The organism is Streptomyces sp. NBC_01477, from assembly GCF_036227245.1.
Taxonomy (GTDB): domain Bacteria; phylum Actinomycetota; class Actinomycetes; order Streptomycetales; family Streptomycetaceae; genus Actinacidiphila.
Genome location: NZ_CP109445.1, coordinates 1843557 through 1859781 on the forward strand (window position 1 = coordinate 1843557; position 16225 = coordinate 1859781).

The 16225-nt window shown below is 75.2% G+C and carries 16 protein-coding genes; 8 read left to right on the forward strand and 8 right to left on the reverse strand.

Annotated features, from left to right (window positions below):
• Positions 1-37: 37 nt before the first annotated feature.
• The gene (locus OHA86_RS07165) at positions 38-769 is read left to right on the forward strand and encodes a class I SAM-dependent methyltransferase (RefSeq protein ID WP_329173441.1); all 732 of its coding nucleotides are present in this window, start codon (positions 38-40) and stop codon (positions 767-769) included.
• A gap of 191 nt (positions 770-960) precedes the next feature.
• Here the strand turns inward: OHA86_RS07165 and OHA86_RS07170 are convergent, their stop codons facing one another.
• Entirely contained in the window at positions 961-1677 is a 717-nt protein-coding gene (locus tag OHA86_RS07170) for a Clp protease N-terminal domain-containing protein (RefSeq protein ID WP_329173443.1), read from the reverse strand.
• 98 nt (positions 1678-1775) lie between these two features.
• Here OHA86_RS07170 and OHA86_RS07175 point away from each other — a divergent pair, with 98 nt between their 5' ends.
• Both OHA86_RS07175 and OHA86_RS07180 read left to right on the forward strand, forming a co-directional pair.
• A complete protein-coding gene (locus tag OHA86_RS07175; RefSeq protein ID WP_329173445.1) occupies positions 1776-2357 on the forward strand; it encodes a TetR/AcrR family transcriptional regulator in 582 nt (193 codons plus the stop codon).
• A 73-nt stretch (positions 2358-2430) separates the two neighbouring features.
• Complete coding sequence (locus tag OHA86_RS07180) at positions 2431-3192, forward strand: SDR family NAD(P)-dependent oxidoreductase (protein ID WP_329173447.1); 762 nt, start codon at positions 2431-2433, stop codon at positions 3190-3192.
• A 58-nt stretch (positions 3193-3250) separates the two neighbouring features.
• Here the strand turns inward: OHA86_RS07180 and OHA86_RS07185 are convergent, their stop codons facing one another.
• Complete coding sequence (locus tag OHA86_RS07185; protein WP_329173448.1) at positions 3251-4123, reverse strand: helix-turn-helix transcriptional regulator; 873 nt, start codon at positions 4121-4123, stop codon at positions 3251-3253.
• A 141-nt stretch (positions 4124-4264) separates the two neighbouring features.
• On the opposite strand from OHA86_RS07185, the gene OHA86_RS07190 reads away from it, so the two are divergent.
• Positions 4265-4942 carry a YbhB/YbcL family Raf kinase inhibitor-like protein gene (locus tag OHA86_RS07190; protein ID WP_329173449.1) on the forward strand — a complete coding sequence of 226 codons (678 nt, stop codon included), beginning with the start codon at positions 4265-4267 and terminating at the stop codon, positions 4940-4942.
• A 35-nt stretch (positions 4943-4977) separates the two neighbouring features.
• Here OHA86_RS07190 and OHA86_RS07195 read toward each other — a convergent pair whose 3' ends face one another.
• Positions 4978-7047 (reverse strand): phage holin family protein, encoded by a 2070-nt coding sequence (locus OHA86_RS07195; RefSeq protein WP_329173450.1) that lies wholly within the window; start codon positions 7045-7047, stop codon positions 4978-4980.
• 274 nt (positions 7048-7321) lie between these two features.
• Here OHA86_RS07195 and OHA86_RS07200 point away from each other — a divergent pair, with 274 nt between their 5' ends.
• Together OHA86_RS07200 and OHA86_RS07205 are read left to right on the forward strand one after the other, a co-directional pair.
• Positions 7322-8116, forward strand: coding sequence for an MBL fold metallo-hydrolase (locus OHA86_RS07200; RefSeq protein WP_329173451.1), 795 nt, complete (start codon positions 7322-7324; stop codon positions 8114-8116).
• Positions 8113-8748, forward strand: a complete 636-nt coding sequence (locus OHA86_RS07205) for a DedA family protein (RefSeq protein WP_443054147.1) — start codon at positions 8113-8115, stop codon at positions 8746-8748. Before OHA86_RS07200 ends, OHA86_RS07205 begins: the two co-directional genes overlap by 4 nt.
• Before the next feature lie 339 nt (positions 8749-9087).
• Here OHA86_RS07205 and OHA86_RS07210 read toward each other — a convergent pair whose 3' ends face one another.
• The 3 genes from OHA86_RS07210 to OHA86_RS07220 all read right to left on the reverse strand — a co-directional run bounded on the left by OHA86_RS07210 (position 9088) and on the right by OHA86_RS07220 (position 12237).
• On the reverse strand, positions 9088-10089 hold the full coding sequence (locus tag OHA86_RS07210) for an MBL fold metallo-hydrolase (protein WP_329173452.1): 1002 nt from the start codon (positions 10087-10089) through the stop codon (positions 9088-9090).
• Between the two features lie 177 nt (positions 10090-10266).
• Positions 10267-11481: an aminotransferase class I/II-fold pyridoxal phosphate-dependent enzyme gene (locus OHA86_RS07215; protein WP_329173453.1), complete on the reverse strand. Its 1215-nt coding sequence runs from the start codon at positions 11479-11481 to the stop codon at positions 10267-10269.
• A 96-nt stretch (positions 11482-11577) separates the two neighbouring features.
• Positions 11578-12237, reverse strand: a complete 660-nt coding sequence (locus OHA86_RS07220; RefSeq protein ID WP_329173454.1) for an HAD family hydrolase — start codon at positions 12235-12237, stop codon at positions 11578-11580.
• 53 nt (positions 12238-12290) lie between these two features.
• Here OHA86_RS07220 and OHA86_RS07225 point away from each other — a divergent pair, with 53 nt between their 5' ends.
• Entirely contained in the window at positions 12291-13763 is a 1473-nt protein-coding gene (locus tag OHA86_RS07225; protein ID WP_329173455.1) for a bifunctional phosphatase PAP2/diacylglycerol kinase family protein, read from the forward strand.
• Positions 13764-13854: 91 nt separating this feature from the next.
• On the opposite strand, the gene OHA86_RS07230 is transcribed toward OHA86_RS07225, so the two are convergent.
• Positions 13855-14283 (reverse strand): SseB family protein, encoded by a 429-nt coding sequence (locus OHA86_RS07230; protein WP_329173456.1) that lies wholly within the window; start codon positions 14281-14283, stop codon positions 13855-13857.
• 148 nt (positions 14284-14431) lie between these two features.
• Here OHA86_RS07230 and OHA86_RS07235 point away from each other — a divergent pair, with 148 nt between their 5' ends.
• On the forward strand, positions 14432-15037 hold the full coding sequence (locus tag OHA86_RS07235; RefSeq protein ID WP_329173457.1) for a GNAT family N-acetyltransferase: 606 nt from the start codon (positions 14432-14434) through the stop codon (positions 15035-15037).
• 103 nt (positions 15038-15140) lie between these two features.
• Here the strand turns inward: OHA86_RS07235 and OHA86_RS07240 are convergent, their stop codons facing one another.
• Positions 15141-16208 (reverse strand): RNA ligase (ATP), encoded by a 1068-nt coding sequence (locus tag OHA86_RS07240; RefSeq protein ID WP_329173458.1) that lies wholly within the window; start codon positions 16206-16208, stop codon positions 15141-15143.
• Between the last annotated feature and the right edge of the window lie 17 nt (positions 16209-16225).

Consider the following 16225-nt stretch of genomic DNA (forward strand, 5'->3'; position numbering starts at 1 on the left):
AGGCTGCTGTTCATCAGCGGCATCTAGCATCGGCTGCATGCTGGACTATGACGTGGAGGCGGCGCGCTACGACGCGACGCGGGGCGGCATACCGCGGGCGCTGTCGGCGGCCCGGGCCGTGCTCGCGCTCGTACCCGACCGGGCCCGCACCCTGCTCGACGTCGGGTGCGGTACCGGCCTGGTGACCGAACGGCTGGCCCGGCCGGGCCTGCGGGTCTTCGGCGTGGACGCGGCGCCCGAGATGGCGCGTACGGCGGCCGGGCGGGTCGGCGGCGCGGTGGTGCGCGGAAACTGCCACCGGCTGCCGTTCGCCGATGAGTCGCTCGACGCGGTGAGCGCGGTGTGGCTGCTGCATCTGCTGCCGGACGCGCTCACGGTGGTCGCCGAGTGCGCCCGGGTGCTGCGGCCCGGCGGGGTCTTCGTGACCACCGTCGACAAGGACGCGGGGCACGATGTGAACAGCGACGTCGACCAGTTGCTCGCCCCCTACCGGGTGCGCAGGGCGTACGACGCGGCGCCGCGGGTGCTGGCCACGGCCTGCGAGCACGGCCTGAGCCGGGTGGGCGAGGCCCGCTTCACCGGCCACGGGCAGGGCAGGTCCCCGTACCGTACGTCCGGTGACGTGACCCGCGGCTATTTCGCGTCCGCGCTGGCCCTGGACGAGACCCAGACCTCGGCACTGGCCGACCGGCTGTCCGCGCTCCCCAACCCGGACGTCCCCCGCGCGGACCCGGTGTACCGCTTGCTGGCGCTGCGTAAGTCGGTGTGACGCCCGAGCCGGTGGAGTGGGCGGCCGAGGAACGAGGCCACCCGCGAAACCGGCGAGCAGGAACACCGACCCACAAACACAGCGGTGTGACGCCCGAGCCGGTGGAGTGGGCGGCCGAGGAACGAGGCCACCCGCGAAACCGGCGAGCAGGAACACCGACCCACAAACACAGCGGTATAGCCAAAGGCCGTTCAGGTGGTCAGGTTGGCCAGGGCGGCGGTGAGCCATTCCTCGACTGCCGCGTGGGTGACGCCGAGGGCCGTGAGGGCCTGCGCCGCGCGGTCCTGGTCGTCGCTGAGCACGCCCAGCAGGATGTGCTCGGTGCCGATGTAGTTGTGGCCGAGGCGCAGCGCCTCCCGCAGCACCAGTTGCAGGATCTTCTTCGCGTCCGGGCTGATCGGCAGATTGCCGGTGAGCGGCTCCTCCTCCTCGCCGGCCGTGGCGACGGCGGCGCGTACCACCTGCGGGGTGGTGCCCAGGTCGATGAGGGCGCGAGCCGCGAACGTGTCCTGCTGGCTGAGCAGGCCGAGGACCAGGTGCTCCGGCTCGATGGCGCCGTGCCGTGCCGTACGGGCCTCCTCCTGCGCGTCGGCGACGGCCTTGCGTGCGCGCGGGGTGAAGCGGCCGAAGTTGGCCTCGACGTTGAGCCCGAGGTCTTCCGGGAGCTTGGGCACGAACCGCTTCTGCGCCGCCTGCTTGCTGACGCCCATGTGCCGGCCGATGTCGGTCCAGGACGCGCCGGCCCGCCGGGCCTGGTCGACGAAGTGCCCGATCAGGTGATCGGCGATCTCGTCCAGGTGGGCGGCGACGGTCACCGCGTGTTCGAGGTCGGCGAGGGGGTCGCTGCCGGGGTGCTGCTGCTTGACGTAGTCGATGAGGTCGTCGAGTCGTACCGGGTGCGATGTCATGCGTCAACCGTAAGTTGACGCTCACTCAGTCGTCAACCCGCCATTGACGATTCAGCCTTTCTTGACCGATCGTTCTCATTGACCGTAGGGTCGCGACCATGGCCAGGACCAAGGAATTCGACCCCGACACCGCACTCCAGGCGGCACTTGAGCTGTTCTGGGAGCGGGGTTACGAGGCCACCTCGATGTCCGCGCTGGTCGAACGGCTCGGCGTGGCCAGGGCCGGGATCTACGCCGCCTTCGGCAGCAAGCACGAGCTGTATCTGCGCGCCCTGCGCCGCTACGGCGAGCGGTGCGACCCGGTCCTGCTGGAGGAACTGTCCCGGCCGGGACCCGCGCTGCCCGCGGTCAGGGCGCTGGTGACCCGCTTCGCCGAGGAGTCGGCGGCCGACGACCTGCGGCGGGGCTGCTTCGTGACCAACACCGCGGTCGAACTCGCCCCGCACGACCCGGCCGCGGCCCGGCGCGTCGAGGCCAGCTGGGACGTCCTGGAGACCGCGCTGACCTCGGCGCTGCTGCGCGCCCGGGCGCAGGGCGAACTCGCCGCCGGCCGCGAGCCGCGGACGCTGGCCCGGATGCTGCTGGTGCTGCTCCAGGGCATGCGGGTGGTCGGCAAGGCCGGCGGCGACCAGGAGCGGGCACGGGACGCGGCGCGGCAGGTGCTCGCCCTCATCGGCTGAGCGGGGCCGCGGTCGTTCGCGCGGCACCCGTACGACCTCTTTCCAGAACATTCATTCTCACCAGGAGACACCCATGTCCGAGAGGTTCAGCGGTCAGGCCGTACTCGTCGCCGGCGGCGGCAGCGGGATCGGGCGGGCCGTCGCGCTCGCCTTCGCCCGCGAGGGGGCGCGGGTCGCGGTGGCCGGCCGCACGCGGGCCGCGCTCGACGCGACCGTCGCCCTCGTCGAGGCCGGCGGCGGCACCGCGGTGGCGGTCACCGCCGACGTCACCCGCGGCCCCGACGCGGAAGCCATGGTCGCGCGGACCGTCGCCCGCCTCGGTTCGCTCGACGTCGCCGTCAACGGCGTCGGCATACTCGTGGCGCCCGGCCCCGTAGGCGACATGGCCGAGGACGCCTGGCGGCGCACCGTCGACACCAACCTCACCGGGCTGTGGCTGTCGATGAAGCACGAGATCGCCCACATGCGGCGGCACGGCGGCGGCGCCATCGTCAACATCGCCTCCAACATCGGCGCGCACCGGCGGGCGCCCGGCCTCGGGGCGTACGCGGCGAGCAAGGCGGCGGTGAGCGCGCTGACCCGCAGCGCGGCGCTGGACCACATCGCGGACGGCGTACGCATCAACGCGGTCAGCCCGGGCCCTGTGGACACGCCGATGTCCTCGCGCCCCGGCGAGACCCCGGCGGCGAAGGCGGCCCGTATGCGCGCCGACCTGCCGCTCGGCCGCGCCTCCACCACCGCGGAGGTCGCGGCCGCCGTCCTCCACCTGGCCTCGCCCGAAGCTGCGTCGACGGTGGGCACGGACCTCGTCCTGGACGGCGGGGCCACCGCGTAACCGGCTGCCGGAGGAGCCCGGGAGGCGTCGGGCGGTAGGTATGTGTCAGGGGTACGTGTCAGGCCACGATCGGGCGGACGCCCGTGGTCGCGCGGGCGGCGACGTGTCCGGACACGAGCGTACGCAGGGCGCGTTCGGCTGCCGGGTCGGCCGGTGTGACCGCGATCAGGCACTGGTCGAAGCCGCCGGGCGCGGCCAACGCGTCGTAGTTGACAGTCAGTTCGCCAACCGCCGGGTGCAGCACGCGCTTTGTGCCGTGGTCCCGCTCCTTGACCGTGTGGTCGTCCCACCAGGTCGCGAAGTCCGCGCTGGCCGAGCGCAGTTCGGCGATCAGTTCACGCAAGGGGAGGTCGTCGCGGTGCCGGGCGCGGTTCGCCCGCAGATTGCCGACCGTCTCCCGGGCGACCCGCGCCCAGTCGAGCTGCATCGCCCGTACCGGTGTCGGCAGGAAGAGGGCGCGGGCCAGGTTGTCCGCGCCCGGCGTGCCGAAGTCCGCGCCGAACAGCGCGGCGGCTGCCGCGTTGTGGGCCAGCACGTCCAGCCGGAAGTCCAGGACGTACGCGGGCAGCAGCGGCATCCCGGCGAGCAGGGCGCGCAGCGAGCTGCCGACCAGCGGCCGGTCGTACACCGGCAGCGGCACCTCGCCGCGGCCGATCAGATGCAGGTGCCGCACCTCGGCGGGCGACAGCCGCAGCGCCCCGGCCAGCGCGTCCAGCACCGCCGCGCCGGGTGTGCCGACCCGGCCCTGCTCCAGCCGGATGTACCAGTCGATGCTGACCGAGGCGAGCTGGGCCACTTCCTGGCGGCGCAGACCGGGGGTCCTGCGCCGGGCTCCGGGCGGCAGTCCGACGTCCTGCGGGGTCAGCCGTGCCCGCATCGCGCGCAGGAAATGCGCCAGTTCCGCCTGCCCGCCCGCCTGCCGTACCGCCATGCGCCCATGATCCGCAGGGCGGCGGCGCACTGTCCACCCGCGGACCTGGTACCGCGCGTACCAGCATCCGGAGGGCCTTCCCCGGCGCGTCGGCCCGGCCGAGGGTGGAGCCCTCACCCACCCTTCCGGAGGCCGATCACCATGACCCCGTCCGTCCGCACCGTCTTCCGCGGCCCGCGCCGCGCCGCTGCCGCGCTGACCGCGGTGGCCGCCATCGCCGCCGTCAGCGCCGGGGGTGCCACCTCGGCCGCCGCCCACGGCAGCAGCCCGAGCTACGGCTACACCGCCGTCCGCAGCGGCGTCCCGGCCGGCGCCGGGCACTTCTCCGTCACCAGCCCCGACGTCCGCGACGGCGGCACCTTCCCCGCGGACTTCTACGCCGACGCCTTCGGCTGCGCCAGTGCCAACCGGCAGGTCCGGCTGGCCTGGAGCGGCGCCCCGCGCGGCACCCGCAGCTACGCCGTCACCATGTTCGACCCCGACGCCCCCTCAGGCGCCGGCTTCTGGCACTGGCTGACCTGGGACATCCCCGCCGCCTCCCACACTCTGGGCGACACCCCGCCGCCCGGCGCGGTGGCCGGCACCGACGACGCGGGCGTCACCGGCTACCTGGGCCCCTGCCCGCCCGCCGGCGACATCCCGCACCGCTACGTGATCACCGTCTACGCGCTGGACGTCCCCACCCTGGCGCTGCCCGCCGCCACCCCGGCGACGGTCACCACCTTCACGATGTCGTCGCACATCACGGCCACCGCCCGCCTCACGGCCACCGCCCGCCTCACGGCCACCGCCCGCCTCACGGCCACCGCCCGCCGCTGAGGGCCGCCCGCGCAGGATCCGCCGACGGCGCGGGCTCAGGCCTGGGGGGACGTGCGCGACAGGCCGCGGCGGGGGCGGAGGACCGGGGCCGCGGGCGGCGGGTCGGTGGCCGGCGCGGGAGACGGTGCCAGCCACGTACGGAACACCGTGTGCAGCGACTCGGCCCCGACGATCGGCTCCGCCGGGAGCGGCAGTTCGGCCGGGGCCAGCAGGAAGGGCCGGGACTGGGGACCGCCGAGGCCCCCGTGCGACCCGGCCTGCTCCTCGAAGGCGTGCACGGCCCCGGTCAGGGGGTCGACGGAAGAGTTGATCATCAGGTCGGCCGTATGCGGAAAGCCGTGCACCCGCAGCACCGCGCCCGCCGCGCCCGCGCCGAAGCACGCCAGCGGGTCCGTCCCCGTCACCCGCCCGGAGTCCAGCTCGTGCTCGGCGCCGCCCGGGCCGAGGACCAGTGGCCCGCGCTGCGCGCTGCGTACGAGCACGAAGCCGATCCCCGGGTGCGCGGTGAGCGTGGGCAGCAACCGGGGGCAGCGCCGCTCGATCTCCTCCAGCGTCGCCCGGCCGGCGATGTCGGGGAAGGCGACCAGGCCGAGGTTGCCCGAGGCGAGCACGATCGGGTCGGACGGCAATCCCTCGCAGGCGGCCTCCTCCGCGGGCCGCCGGCCGCGTTCCGGGCGGCGCAGGGCGCTGCGGGCCGCGGCCCGCGCCTCGGCGCCCGTACGCCGCCTGGCCCGCCGCCCCGGCTCCCGCCCGGCGGGCGGCAGCCCGCACCCGGCGCGTACCAGCTCGCGCAGCCCCGTACCGTACGCGTCCTCGAAGGTCTCGCCGGCGCTCTGGCCGTGGTCGGAGAGCAGCACGATCCGGTACGGCCTGGGCGCGTAGCGTGCCGCGTCGGCGATCAGCCGGACCGAGCGGTCGAGGCGGGTGAGGACCTTGCGGGCGTCCCTGCTGCCGGGGCCCGAGTGGTGGGCGACCTCGTCGTAGGCGACCAGGTCGGCGTAGACGGCGGTGCGCCCGGCGAGCATGTCGCCGACGACCGCGGCGACGGCCACATCCCGCTCCACGACCGTGGCGAAGGCCCGCAGCACCGGGTAGATGCCGCCGCGCTTGATACGGGGGCGGTCCCTGCGCAGCCGTGACGCGCTGGACTCCACGACCTCCCGGCCGACTTCCGCGACGAACGACCAGGCGGTGCGCACCGCGTTGGCGGGATCGGAGAAGTAGGCGAAGTAACCGGACCTGGACCGGCTGAACTTCCCCCGCTGGGCCGCCACCGACATCACCAGCGCGGACTGCTCCGCGCCGCCGGTGAAGAGATTGCCGCGGCTGGCGCCGTCCATGGCGAGCAGACCGGGCGAGCCGGTGCGTTCGACCGCCCGGCGCTCCAACTCGGCCGCGGTGGAGGGCCGGTTGCACACCATGACCTGACCGGTCTCCTTCTCGAACCAGCGGAAGGCGGGCACATCGTGGTTGCTGCCGTGCAGGATCGCCAGCTGGCTCGCGCCGGTCTGGCTGCTCCAGTCGGTGTGCCACGCGGTGAGCCGGTGGGTGCTGCCGAGCCAGCCGGCCAGCGTGGGCATCGCGGGCGCGCCGTCGGTCAGGGCGGAGCGCAGCACATCGTGGCCGACGCCGTCGAGTTGGAGGAAGACGGTGCCCGGGGCGGTCGGCAGCGGCGGGTCGCCCGCGTGGCGGCGGCGCCGGCCCGCCAGCCGGGCCAGCCGCCGCCCGTAGGCGGCGTCGTCGCGCACGGCGAGCGCGGTGCTGGTCGCCGACGACGCCGCCGACATCACGGCGGCGATCACCACGGCGGTGGCGGGCGTGACCGCTCCCCTGCCGTCCGGGGTGACGCTCAGCGCGACCAGCAGCAGCGAGCCGTTGAGGAAGAACACCAGCGCGCCGAGCACCAGCGCGGGCACCAGCAGCAACGCCCTGACCAGCAGCGGCCACACCAGCGCGCTCAGTACGCCGAAGGCGCCCGCGCCGATCCCCGCGGTGACCGCGATCTGGGTGGGGCTGTCGCCGTCCGGCGCCTCAAGGCGGAAGTCGGGGAGGAGCCAGGCCAGAACGGCGAGGGTGGCGGAGGCCACCACCCATACCGCGAGCACGCGTCCGACGGCCCGCACAGCGCTGCGCCCCGCGGCCCGTCTCCGACTCTCTCCCGGCTGAGGCACGCCTCCACCCTGCCATATCCGTACCGCGGGACCCGTACCGCCGGACCTGCGGCGGAGGGCATACGCTCGGGTCGCGCGGGAAGGGACGCGGCGTGGCGGGGGGCGCGGCTCCGGACGAGGCGCGGAGGCGGCGGCGCGGGCGGCTGCACAGGTGGCGGCTCAGGTGGCGGACGGTCCCGGTGGCGGACACGGCGGAGGGACGGGCGCGGTGGCGGTGGAGATCACGTGGTGGGGGCATGCCACGGTGACCGTGCGGGACTCCGGCATGCGCGTGCTCACCGACCCGCTGTTCGCGCGCAGGCTGGCCCATCTGCGCCGGCGGAGCGGTGCGGTGCCGCCGCCCGAGGCCGCGGCGGCCGACGTGGTGCTGGTGTCGCATCTGCACGCCGATCATCTGCACATCGGGTCGCTCGCCAGGCTCGCGCCCGGCACCCCGGTGCTGCTGCCGCGCGGCGCCCTCGCGGCCGTCCCGGGGCTGCGCCGGGTGCGCGACCGGCTGCGGCTGACGGAGGTGGCGGCCGGCGAGTCGCTGGTATTCGGGGCGCTGACCGTACGGGTGGCGCCGGCCGCGCACGACGGGCGGCGGCTGCCGGTGGGGCCGCAGCGGGCGCCCGCGCTCGGCTACGTGGTCGAAGGGGCCGCACGGACCTACTTCGCCGGGGACACCGGGCTGTTCGACGGGATGGCGGAGGCGGTCGGCCCCTGCGACGTCGCGCTGCTGCCGGTCGGCGGGTGGGGTCCGTTCCTGGGCCAGGGGCACCTGGACGCCGCGCGGGCGGCGCAGGCGCTGGTGCGGCTGGCCCCGCGGGTGGCGGTGCCGGTGCACTACGGGACCTTCTGGCCGGTCGGGATGGACGCGGTCCGGCCGCACGAATTCCACACCCCGGGCGACGAGTTCGTCCGGCTCGCGGCGGACGCGGCACCGGGGGTGGCCGTGCACCGGCTGGCGCACGGGCAGAGCGTCACGGTCGCGGACACGGCCGGGCGGGAGACCGCAGGGTGATCGCCTTCCTGGCGGCGGCAGCGGCGAATCCGCCGCCCTCGGAGGGCGCGCAGCAGGCGGTGGGCTACCCGTCGCTGTTCCTGCTGGTGGCGCTGGGTTCACTGGTGCCGGTGGTGCCGACCGGGGCGATCGTCTCCAGCGCGGCGGTGGTCGCCTTCCACCAGACCGATCCCTTCGCGCTGCTCGGCGTCTTCTGCGTGGCGTCCTTCGCGGCGCTGCTGGGCGACATCGGGCTGTATCTGCTGGGGCTGCGCGGCGTACGGTCGCGCGGCGGCTCGCGCTGGCTGCACCGGCTGCAGCAGCGGGCCGACGAGCACACGCTCGCCGCCGCCCAGCGGCGGCTCGACGAGCACGGGGCGGCGGTGCTCGTCCTCTCCCGGCTGGTGCCGGCGGGCCGTATCCCGGTGATGGTGGCGTGCCTGATGTCCGAGATGCCGCTGCGCCGGTTCGTGCGCGGCGACGTGCCGGCGTGCCTGGCGTGGGCGGCGACGTATCAGCTGATCGGCATCCTGGGCGGCTCGCTCTTCCCCGAGCCCTGGCAGGGCGTGGCCCTGGCGGTCGGCCTGACCTTCGCGATCGCGGCGGGGCCGGCGGTGTTCCGGCACTTCCGCAAGGCCCCTGCCGGGGGGTGAGGGGTTGTCACCGGCGTGAGGCCTTCTTGCGCGGGGCGCACGTACGGGGGGGTGAGACCCTCTCACGGGCGTGAGGCTGCCTCACGAGGGTGAGGCCCGCATACGAGGGCAGGGCCCGCTTACGGAGGTGAGGCGCCCTCACGGGGGTGAGACCCCTCACGGGCGCGAGACCCCCTCACGAGGAGGAGACCGTGCCCACCGCCGCGACGCCCTCCCCCGCGCGAAGGCACCCTCGCGGAGGCGAGACGCCCTCACTGCCGTAACTCCCCCTCGCAAAGGCGAGACCCTCTCACAGGCGTGAGACCCCCGCCGGCGCGAGACCCCTTCACGAAAGGTGGGCTACCCCGCCGCCGCGCGGGTCAGGCGGCGGGAGGCGCCTACGGGGAGGTCCCACAGGGAGTCGCGAGGGAGGCCTGCGGCGGACCAGGCGGTGCGGAGGCGGGTGAGGGGTTCGAGCGGGGGCTCGCTGGAGAGCAGGAACGTCGCCCAGTGCATCGGGGCCATCGCGGCGGCGCCGAGGTCGCGGAAGGCCTGGACCGCCTCCTCCGGGTCGGTGTGGACCGCCCGCAGCAACCGCCGGGGCGCATACGCGCCGATCGGCAGCAGGGCCAGGTCGATGCCGGGGTGGGCGCGGCCGATGTCGGTGAAGCAGTCGCCGTAGCCGGTGTCGCCGGCGAAGTAGACCCGCGGGCCCGCCGGGTCGGTGAGGACCCAGCCGCCCCACAGCGACCGGCAGCTGTCGGTGAGGCTGCGCCGGCTCCAGTGGTGCGCGGGGACGAAGTCGAAGCGGACGCCGTTGATCTGGGCGGCCTCCCACCAGTCCAGTTCCGTCACCCGGGTGAAGCCGCGGCGGCGGCACCAGGCGGCGAGGCCGGCCGGTACGAGCAGTGCGGTGTCGCGGGGCAGCCGGCGCAGGGTGGGCGCGTCGAGGTGGTCGTAGTGGTTGTGGCTGATGACGACCGCGTCGACCGGGGGCAGCGCCTCCCACGGCACGCCCACCGGCGTGATCCGGGCGGGGGTGCCGGGGATGCGGCGCGACCAGACCGGGTCGGTGAGGACGGTCAGCCCGCCCACGCTGATCACCCAGCTCGCGTGGCCGGCCCAGGTGAGGCCGATGGTGCCGGGCCGCGGCTCGGGAAGCGGGCCCGGATCGACCGGCAGCAGCGGCACCTGGCGCAGGGTGTGGGCGGGCGGGCGGATGACGCACTCGCGGACAGTGCGGACCAGGGTGCGCAGGCCGGGCAGCGGTTCGGTGAGCCGGTCGGCGAACGATCTGGGCCAGACCCGGTGCTCGCCGGGCGGGCGGGGCGCGGCCAGGGTCCGTTCGCTCTGATCGGTCATCGGGACTCCGTCCGTGCGGTCCGTGCTCCGGTCGTGGTCGTCGGGTCGTCGCGTCGTCGGCTGGTCGGTTCGCTGGCGAGTTGGCGGGTCCGGCGGGGCGCCGGTTCGCGGGTCGGGCGGGGGCGCCGGGTTCGCGGGGAGCCGGGTCGCGGAGCGGGGCGACGCCTCGAACGTAAATCAGCCCGCGCGGCCCCGCGATCCCAGATCGGCCGAACCGCTGACCACATCAGGGCCGGTCAGCGCGCTGAAGGCGGCGGTGAGCGCGTCCAGCGCCGCCGCCACGTGGGGAACGGCGAGCGGGTCGGCGGCGGCCAGCGTCGTACGGCGTTCGCCCTCGGTGCGGCCGTGCAGGACGCCGGTGGAGATGCGCACCCGGGGTTCCGCAGGGTCGTCACCGAAGCGGTGGCCGCCGGGTACGGTCCTGCCGAGCGCGGCGGTGAGGTGCTCCTCCAGTGCGGCCGCGTCGAGGTCGGGGGTGCGCAGCGTCGGGTAGAGCTGGAAGCCGGCCTGCGGCGGGCGGCACACCGCGCCGGTGCCGGTGATCGCCCGGTACGCGGCGGCGGCCGTCCTGGCGTGCAGGCGGTTCGCGGCGGCGGCAAGCTCGGTGACCTCGGCCGGCTCGCTGAGTACGTACGCGGTGGCGGCGGCGACCTGCGCGGGCAGTACGGCCCGCAGCGCGGCGAGCGCCGCCGCGGTGCGCTCGCGCCACGCGGTGCCGTGGGCGGTGGCGGGGAAGCGGGCCAGAGCGACGGGCACGGCGGCGGGTGCCAGGGTGGCGCCGAGGTCGGTGAGGACGACGGTGTGGTCGGGCAGCATCTCGGCGGGGCTGAGCAGCACGGTGTCGCGGTGGTGCAGGGTGTCGGAGTACGTCTCGTCGGAGACGATCTGGAGCCCGGCCTCCGCCGCGGCCTCGCAGGTCTCGTGCAGCAGTTCCGGCGCGGTCACCGTCCCGGTCGGGTCGTCGGCCGCCGAGAGCACCAGCAGCCGCGGGTCCGCGCCCGCAGCCCTGGCCCTGCGCACCGTCTCCAGCAGCGCGAACGGGTCCGGCACACCACCGCCCTCGGGCGCGCTGCGCACCGCGTGGACGGGTCGGCCGACCAGCGCGGCGACCGGAGCCTGCCAGGCGGGGGCGGGCCGGGCGAGCACCGGGTCGCCGCCGGCCGCGGCGAGCAGTGCGAGCAGCAGCGATTCGGCGCCGGGGCCGGCGAGCACCTGGCCGGGGCCGCTCCACATGCCGCGCCGGGTGAAGTAGCCGCAGGCGGCGTCCAGGAGGCGCGGCCCGCCGCCCGCGGGTTCGGTGCCGGGCGTGGCCGCGGACAGGTGGGCGGGCCAGTACGCGGGTACCGGAAGGCCGGGCTCCGGCCGCACATCGTGCGGCAGGGTGATCGGCATTGCGCACCTCCGCTGGTAGGCGCCCCGTGAGCCCACCTTCCCTCGCCGCGGCGCTTCCCGCACCAGCAGCGCCGGTCGACGGGAGGCCGCGCCGGGTCAGTCCCCCAGCAGCGCCGGGAGTGCCCGCATGTCGTCGAAGACGGTGGTGCCGGGGCCTTCGAGGCGGTGCGCCGGGGTCAGGCCGCCGCAGTAGCCGTACGCGCGCATGCCGGCCGCGCGTGCCGCCGCGACGCCGTAGGGGCTGTCCTCGACGACCGCGCAGCGCGACGGGTCGACACCCAGCGTGCGGGCCGCGTGCAGGAAGAGGTCGGGGGCGGGTTTGCCGCGGGCGACCTCGGAGGCGCTGAAGATGCGGCCGGCGAAGCGCTCGTACAGCCCGGTCAGGCCGAGGGTGTGGCGCAGGCCGGGGTGGCTGGTGCTGGAGGCGACGCAGGTCGGCAGGGTGAGGGCGTCGAGCGCTTCGACGATGCCGTCGACCGGGGTCAGTTCCGCCTCGAAGGCGTCGCGGTAGAGCTGCCGGTAGCGGGCGTCCCAGTCGTCGGGGAGCGGGCGCCCGAGGTGGGCGGCGATGTCGGCGGCCATGTCGGCGAAGGAGCGGCCGACGAAGCGTTCCACGATCTCGTCCTCGGACAGCGGCCACCCGAGGTCGGCGAGCATCCGCGCGTCGATCCTGACGGCGATCTTCTCGCTGTCGACCAGGACCCCGTCGCAGTCGAAGATGACCAGGTCCGGGCGTCCGTGGCGGGTGTCGTTCACCCGAGTGAGCGTACCCTGCGCGTGCACCGCCCGGCCCTGGGTAACCGGCAGGCATGGCATACCCATGGAAGAACTGGGACACGGCGCTTTTCGCCGAGGTGGCGGGCCGGCACTGGCCGGGCGCCGAGCCGGTGCTGCCGCGGTTGAGCCGGGCCGCGAACCACGGGCGGCTGTGGTGCGCGGTCGCGGCGGGCATGGCGGTGGCGGGCGGCAGGGACGGGCGGCGTGCGGCGCTGCGCGGCATGGGGTCGCTGGCGCTGGCGTCGCTGACGGTCAACACCGCGGGCAAGGGCGCCGTGCGGCGTTCCCGGCCGCTGCTGGATGCCGTGCCGGTGATACGGCGGCTGAACCGGCAGCCGGTCACCTCGTCCTTCCCCTCGGGGCACTCCGCCTCGGCCGCCGCCTTCGCGGTCGGTGCGGCGATGGAGTCGGCGGGCTGGGGCGCCGCGGTGGCGCCGCTGGCGGCGAGCGTGGCCTTCTCCCGGATCTACACCGGGGTGCACTACCCGAGCGATGTGCTGGTGGGCTGCGCGCTGGGGGTGGGCGCGGCGCTGACCGTACGGGCGCTGCTGCCGCCCGCGCCGGGCACTCCGGAGCCGGGTGCCGCGGCGCGGGCGCCGTCGCTGGCCGGCGGGCGCGGGCTCCAGGTGGTGGTGAACGCCGCCTCGGGGCCGCCGCCGCTGCTGACCACGCCCGAGGTGCGGATCGCCGCGGCGCTGCCGGAGGCCGGGGTCACCGAGTGCACGGAGGACGACGACCTGGCGGAGGCGCTGGAGAAGGCGGCGAGGACCGCGGTCGAGCTGGGCGGCGCGCTGGGGGTGTGCGGCGGCGACGGGACGGTACGGCTGGCGGCGGCGGTCGCGCTGCGGCACGGGCTGCCGCTGGCGGTCTTCCCCGGCGGGACCCGTAACCACTTCGCGCTCGACCTGGGCCTGGCCACGGTGGAGGACACCGCGGCCGCGGTGCTCGACGGGCGGGCGGCGCGGGTGGACGTGGCCCGCACCACGGTGCTCGACACGCCGGACGGGGTGGGGGAGCCGTTCCTCAACACGTTCAGCATCGGCTCCTACCCGGACCTGGTGCGGGTGCGGGAGCGCTGGTCGCGGCGGGTCGGGTCGTGGCCGGCGAGCCTGCTGGCCGCGGTGCACGTGCTGCGGACCTGCGAGCCGGTGGACATCGAGATCAACGGCAGGCCGCGCTCGGTGTGGCTGCTCTTCGCGGGGAACTGCCGCTATTCGAGCGTGGGCCTCGCGCCGGTGCGCCGCCGCGACCTGGCCGACGGGCGGCTCGACGTGCGGATCGTGGACGGCGGCCCGTACGCCAGGACCCGGCTGGTGGGCGCGGCGCTGACCGGGGTGCTGACCAGGTCGCCGGTCTACGAGGCCGCGGCGGTGCCGCGGCTGCGGGTACGGGTACCGGGGCCGGGCGTCCATCTGGCGTGCGACGGCGAGGTGGCTCCTGCGCCCCGGGAGCTGCTGCTCGACAAGGTCGAAGGCGGGCTCGTGGTCTACCGCGGCCGGACCTGAGCGCGCCGGACCTGAGCGCACGGCCCTGAACGCACGGCCGCACCGGTCCGCCAGTGCTGCGCGGGGCCGGTGCGGTGGTCCGCCGGGTCGGTCAGTTGGTGCCGCCGGCCAGACCGGCCAGGGCGCGTACGCCCTCGCCCGAGATGCTCAGCGCGTCGGCGTTGCCGGTGTCGATCGAGAGGATCAGCTCGTCCGACGGCCAGGCACCGCTGAGCGCGGCGAGCTGTACCAGCCGGTAGCGGCGGGTCGTCGGCAGCGCGTCCGCCATCCGCGTCTCGGAGGTGAAGACCGGCACCAGCTGCCTGCCGTCCTCCTGCTCGTAGACCGGCAGCTGGATCTCCTGGGGCGGCTCGGCGCCGCCCATCACTTCCGGCTCGTCGTCGAGGCCCGGCACGGGCAGCAGCACTTCGCTGACCGCGAGGGTGCTGAGCGCGATGACGTTCTCGCTGCCGCTCGCGATCTCGTGCAGCGCGCGCTGCGCGGGGGGCAGGGCGCCGTTGGGGCTGATGTTGTCGGTCATCGCTTCTGTGTCCTCTCGCCGCGGGGGCTCGTCCTACGGTTACGGTCACTGGCTGAACCCGGCGCGTACCCATCCACCGGCGGACCATGCCGTCCGGCCGGTGAAATGACGTTGACCAGGCCCGTACCTGGCCGGTTAGCGTGCGCGCATGGTCGCCAGGAGCCCCGCACCCACTGTCCTCGAAGGCCGCCACGTCCGGCTGGAACCGCTGGATCCGGCCGCGCACGCCGCCGCGCTGTTCGCCGCGGGCGGTGGTGATGAGGACGTGTGGCGCTGGCTGCCGGTGGAGCCGCCGCGCAGCGAGGACGCGATACGCGCGCTGGCGGCCGGTGTCGTCGCCAGTTCCGAGGCCGCCGGCGGGCTGGCCTTCGCGGTGCTCGACCGGGCCGGCGGGCAGGCGGTCGGCTGGACCACCTACCTCGATGTGAGCACGGCCGACGAGCGGCTGGAGATCGGCTGGACCTGGTACGGGCGGGCGTACTGGCGTACGGCGGTCAATACCGAGGCGAAGCTGCTGCTGATGGGGCACGCCTTCGACGATCTGGGCTACGGCCGGATCTGCTGGAAGACCGATCTGCTGAACACCCGCTCGCAGCAGGCCATCGCACGGCTCGGCGCGGTCCGGGAGGGGGTGTGGCGGCGGCACCGGCTGCGGTCGGACGGGATGACCTGGCGGGACACCGTCTTCTTCTCGCTGCTGGCCGACGAGTGGCCGGACGCGCGGCAGCGGCTGCGCGCCCGGCTGGCGGCCTGACCCCGGCCGGCGGGCTGGCCCGGCGGGCTGGCGGGCTGGCGGGCTGGCGGGCTGGCGGGCTGGCGGGCTGGCGGGCCGAGCAAGCAGTGGGTACCGGGGGCCGTCACTCGTACTCGGTGCCGCCCTTGCGGGTCAGATAGGCGTCGCCGACCACCTTGGCGATGGCCCGGCCGCCGATGGCGGGGCTGTAGGTGTCGTCGGCGGTACGTACGACGACACCCTCGCGTATGTGCGCGCCCCGGCCCGAGACGGTTTCCCGGCCCTGGGCCAGCTCAAGGACCCGGTCCAGGTCGAAGGGGCCGTGAAAGAGGCGCGGCACGAGCGGCAGCTCCCCGACCGGCAGCTCGGCCGGGTCGAGCCAGGTCAGCCGGCCGCCGATCTCCGCGCACACGTCGAAGGCGGCGTAACCGGGCAGTTCGCGGCGCGCGTCGACGCCGTAGCCGAGGTCCTGCACACCGCTGCCGTAGACCTCGCCGTAGATGCCGATCCTGGTCGCGCCGAGCTTGCCGGCCAGGTCGGCGGCGAGCTGCGGCAGGCCGTGGCCGCGCACGGCACGCCAGTAGAGATTGCCGGGTGCCTCGGTGAGGGCCAGCCGCTGCGAGCCCAGGCCCTTGGAGGTGACGTGGACGGCGCCCGACTCGGCGTGGAAGGTCAGGCAGCAGGCCGTACCGTGCAGTTTCTCGGTGACGGTGACCAGGTCGCCGGGCGCGAAGATGTCCGGGTGGCGTTTGAGGTTCTCGATGTCGATCCACGGCAGCAGGTCCGGCGCGGACTCCGTGTCGCCGCTCATCGAGACCGGCACCGGCGGCACCCATTTGGTGATGCCGAGCCGCTCGGCGAAGTCCTCGTCCGCGGCGGACGCGCTTGCCAGGTCGCTGCCCTCCAGCGCGGCCGGGCGGCACACGATGCCCTGGGACAGCTCCCCGCGCAGCCGTACCGCCTTGACCCGGTTGACCGCGCCGCCCGCGAGCCGACCGGTGAGGCCGAGTTCGGCGATCAGCGGGTCGGGCAGCACCGCCTGCTCGGGGATGTACACCGCGAACTCCCCCGTGCGGTAAGCCCCCTTGGCGACCACCGCGCGATACAGGCCTACCTGTGCCAGCTCCAGCGCGTCGGCGTCCGGGTGCTCCACGATGGTCAGCTGCTCGGCGGTCACCCGCAGTGTGGACATGACTGTCCCCTTCCCCC

What these genes read in the sequence shown, in the direction of transcription:
- OHA86_RS07165 (WP_329173441.1), top strand. Translation starts at nt 38, where the DNA reads ATGCTGGACTATGACGTGGAGGCGGCGCGCTACGACGCGACGCGGGGC.
- OHA86_RS07170 (WP_329173443.1), bottom strand. Translation starts at nt 1,677, where the DNA reads ATGACATCGCACCCGGTACGACTCGACGACCTCATCGACTACGTCAAG.
- OHA86_RS07175 (WP_329173445.1), top strand. Translation starts at nt 1,776, where the DNA reads ATGGCCAGGACCAAGGAATTCGACCCCGACACCGCACTCCAGGCGGCA.
- OHA86_RS07180 (WP_329173447.1), top strand. Translation starts at nt 2,431, where the DNA reads ATGTCCGAGAGGTTCAGCGGTCAGGCCGTACTCGTCGCCGGCGGCGGC.
- OHA86_RS07185 (WP_329173448.1), bottom strand. Translation starts at nt 4,123, where the DNA reads ATGGCGGTACGGCAGGCGGGCGGGCAGGCGGAACTGGCGCATTTCCTG.
- OHA86_RS07190 (WP_329173449.1), top strand. Translation starts at nt 4,265, where the DNA reads ATGACCCCGTCCGTCCGCACCGTCTTCCGCGGCCCGCGCCGCGCCGCT.
- OHA86_RS07210 (WP_329173452.1), bottom strand. Translation starts at nt 10,089, where the DNA reads ATGACCGATCAGAGCGAACGGACCCTGGCCGCGCCCCGCCCGCCCGGC.
- OHA86_RS07215 (WP_329173453.1), bottom strand. Translation starts at nt 11,481, where the DNA reads ATGCCGATCACCCTGCCGCACGATGTGCGGCCGGAGCCCGGCCTTCCG.
- OHA86_RS07225 (WP_329173455.1), top strand. Translation starts at nt 12,291, where the DNA reads ATGGCATACCCATGGAAGAACTGGGACACGGCGCTTTTCGCCGAGGTG.
- OHA86_RS07230 (WP_329173456.1), bottom strand. Translation starts at nt 14,283, where the DNA reads ATGACCGACAACATCAGCCCCAACGGCGCCCTGCCCCCCGCGCAGCGC.
- OHA86_RS07235 (WP_329173457.1), top strand. Translation starts at nt 14,432, where the DNA reads ATGGTCGCCAGGAGCCCCGCACCCACTGTCCTCGAAGGCCGCCACGTC.
- OHA86_RS07240 (WP_329173458.1), bottom strand. Translation starts at nt 16,208, where the DNA reads ATGTCCACACTGCGGGTGACCGCCGAGCAGCTGACCATCGTGGAGCAC.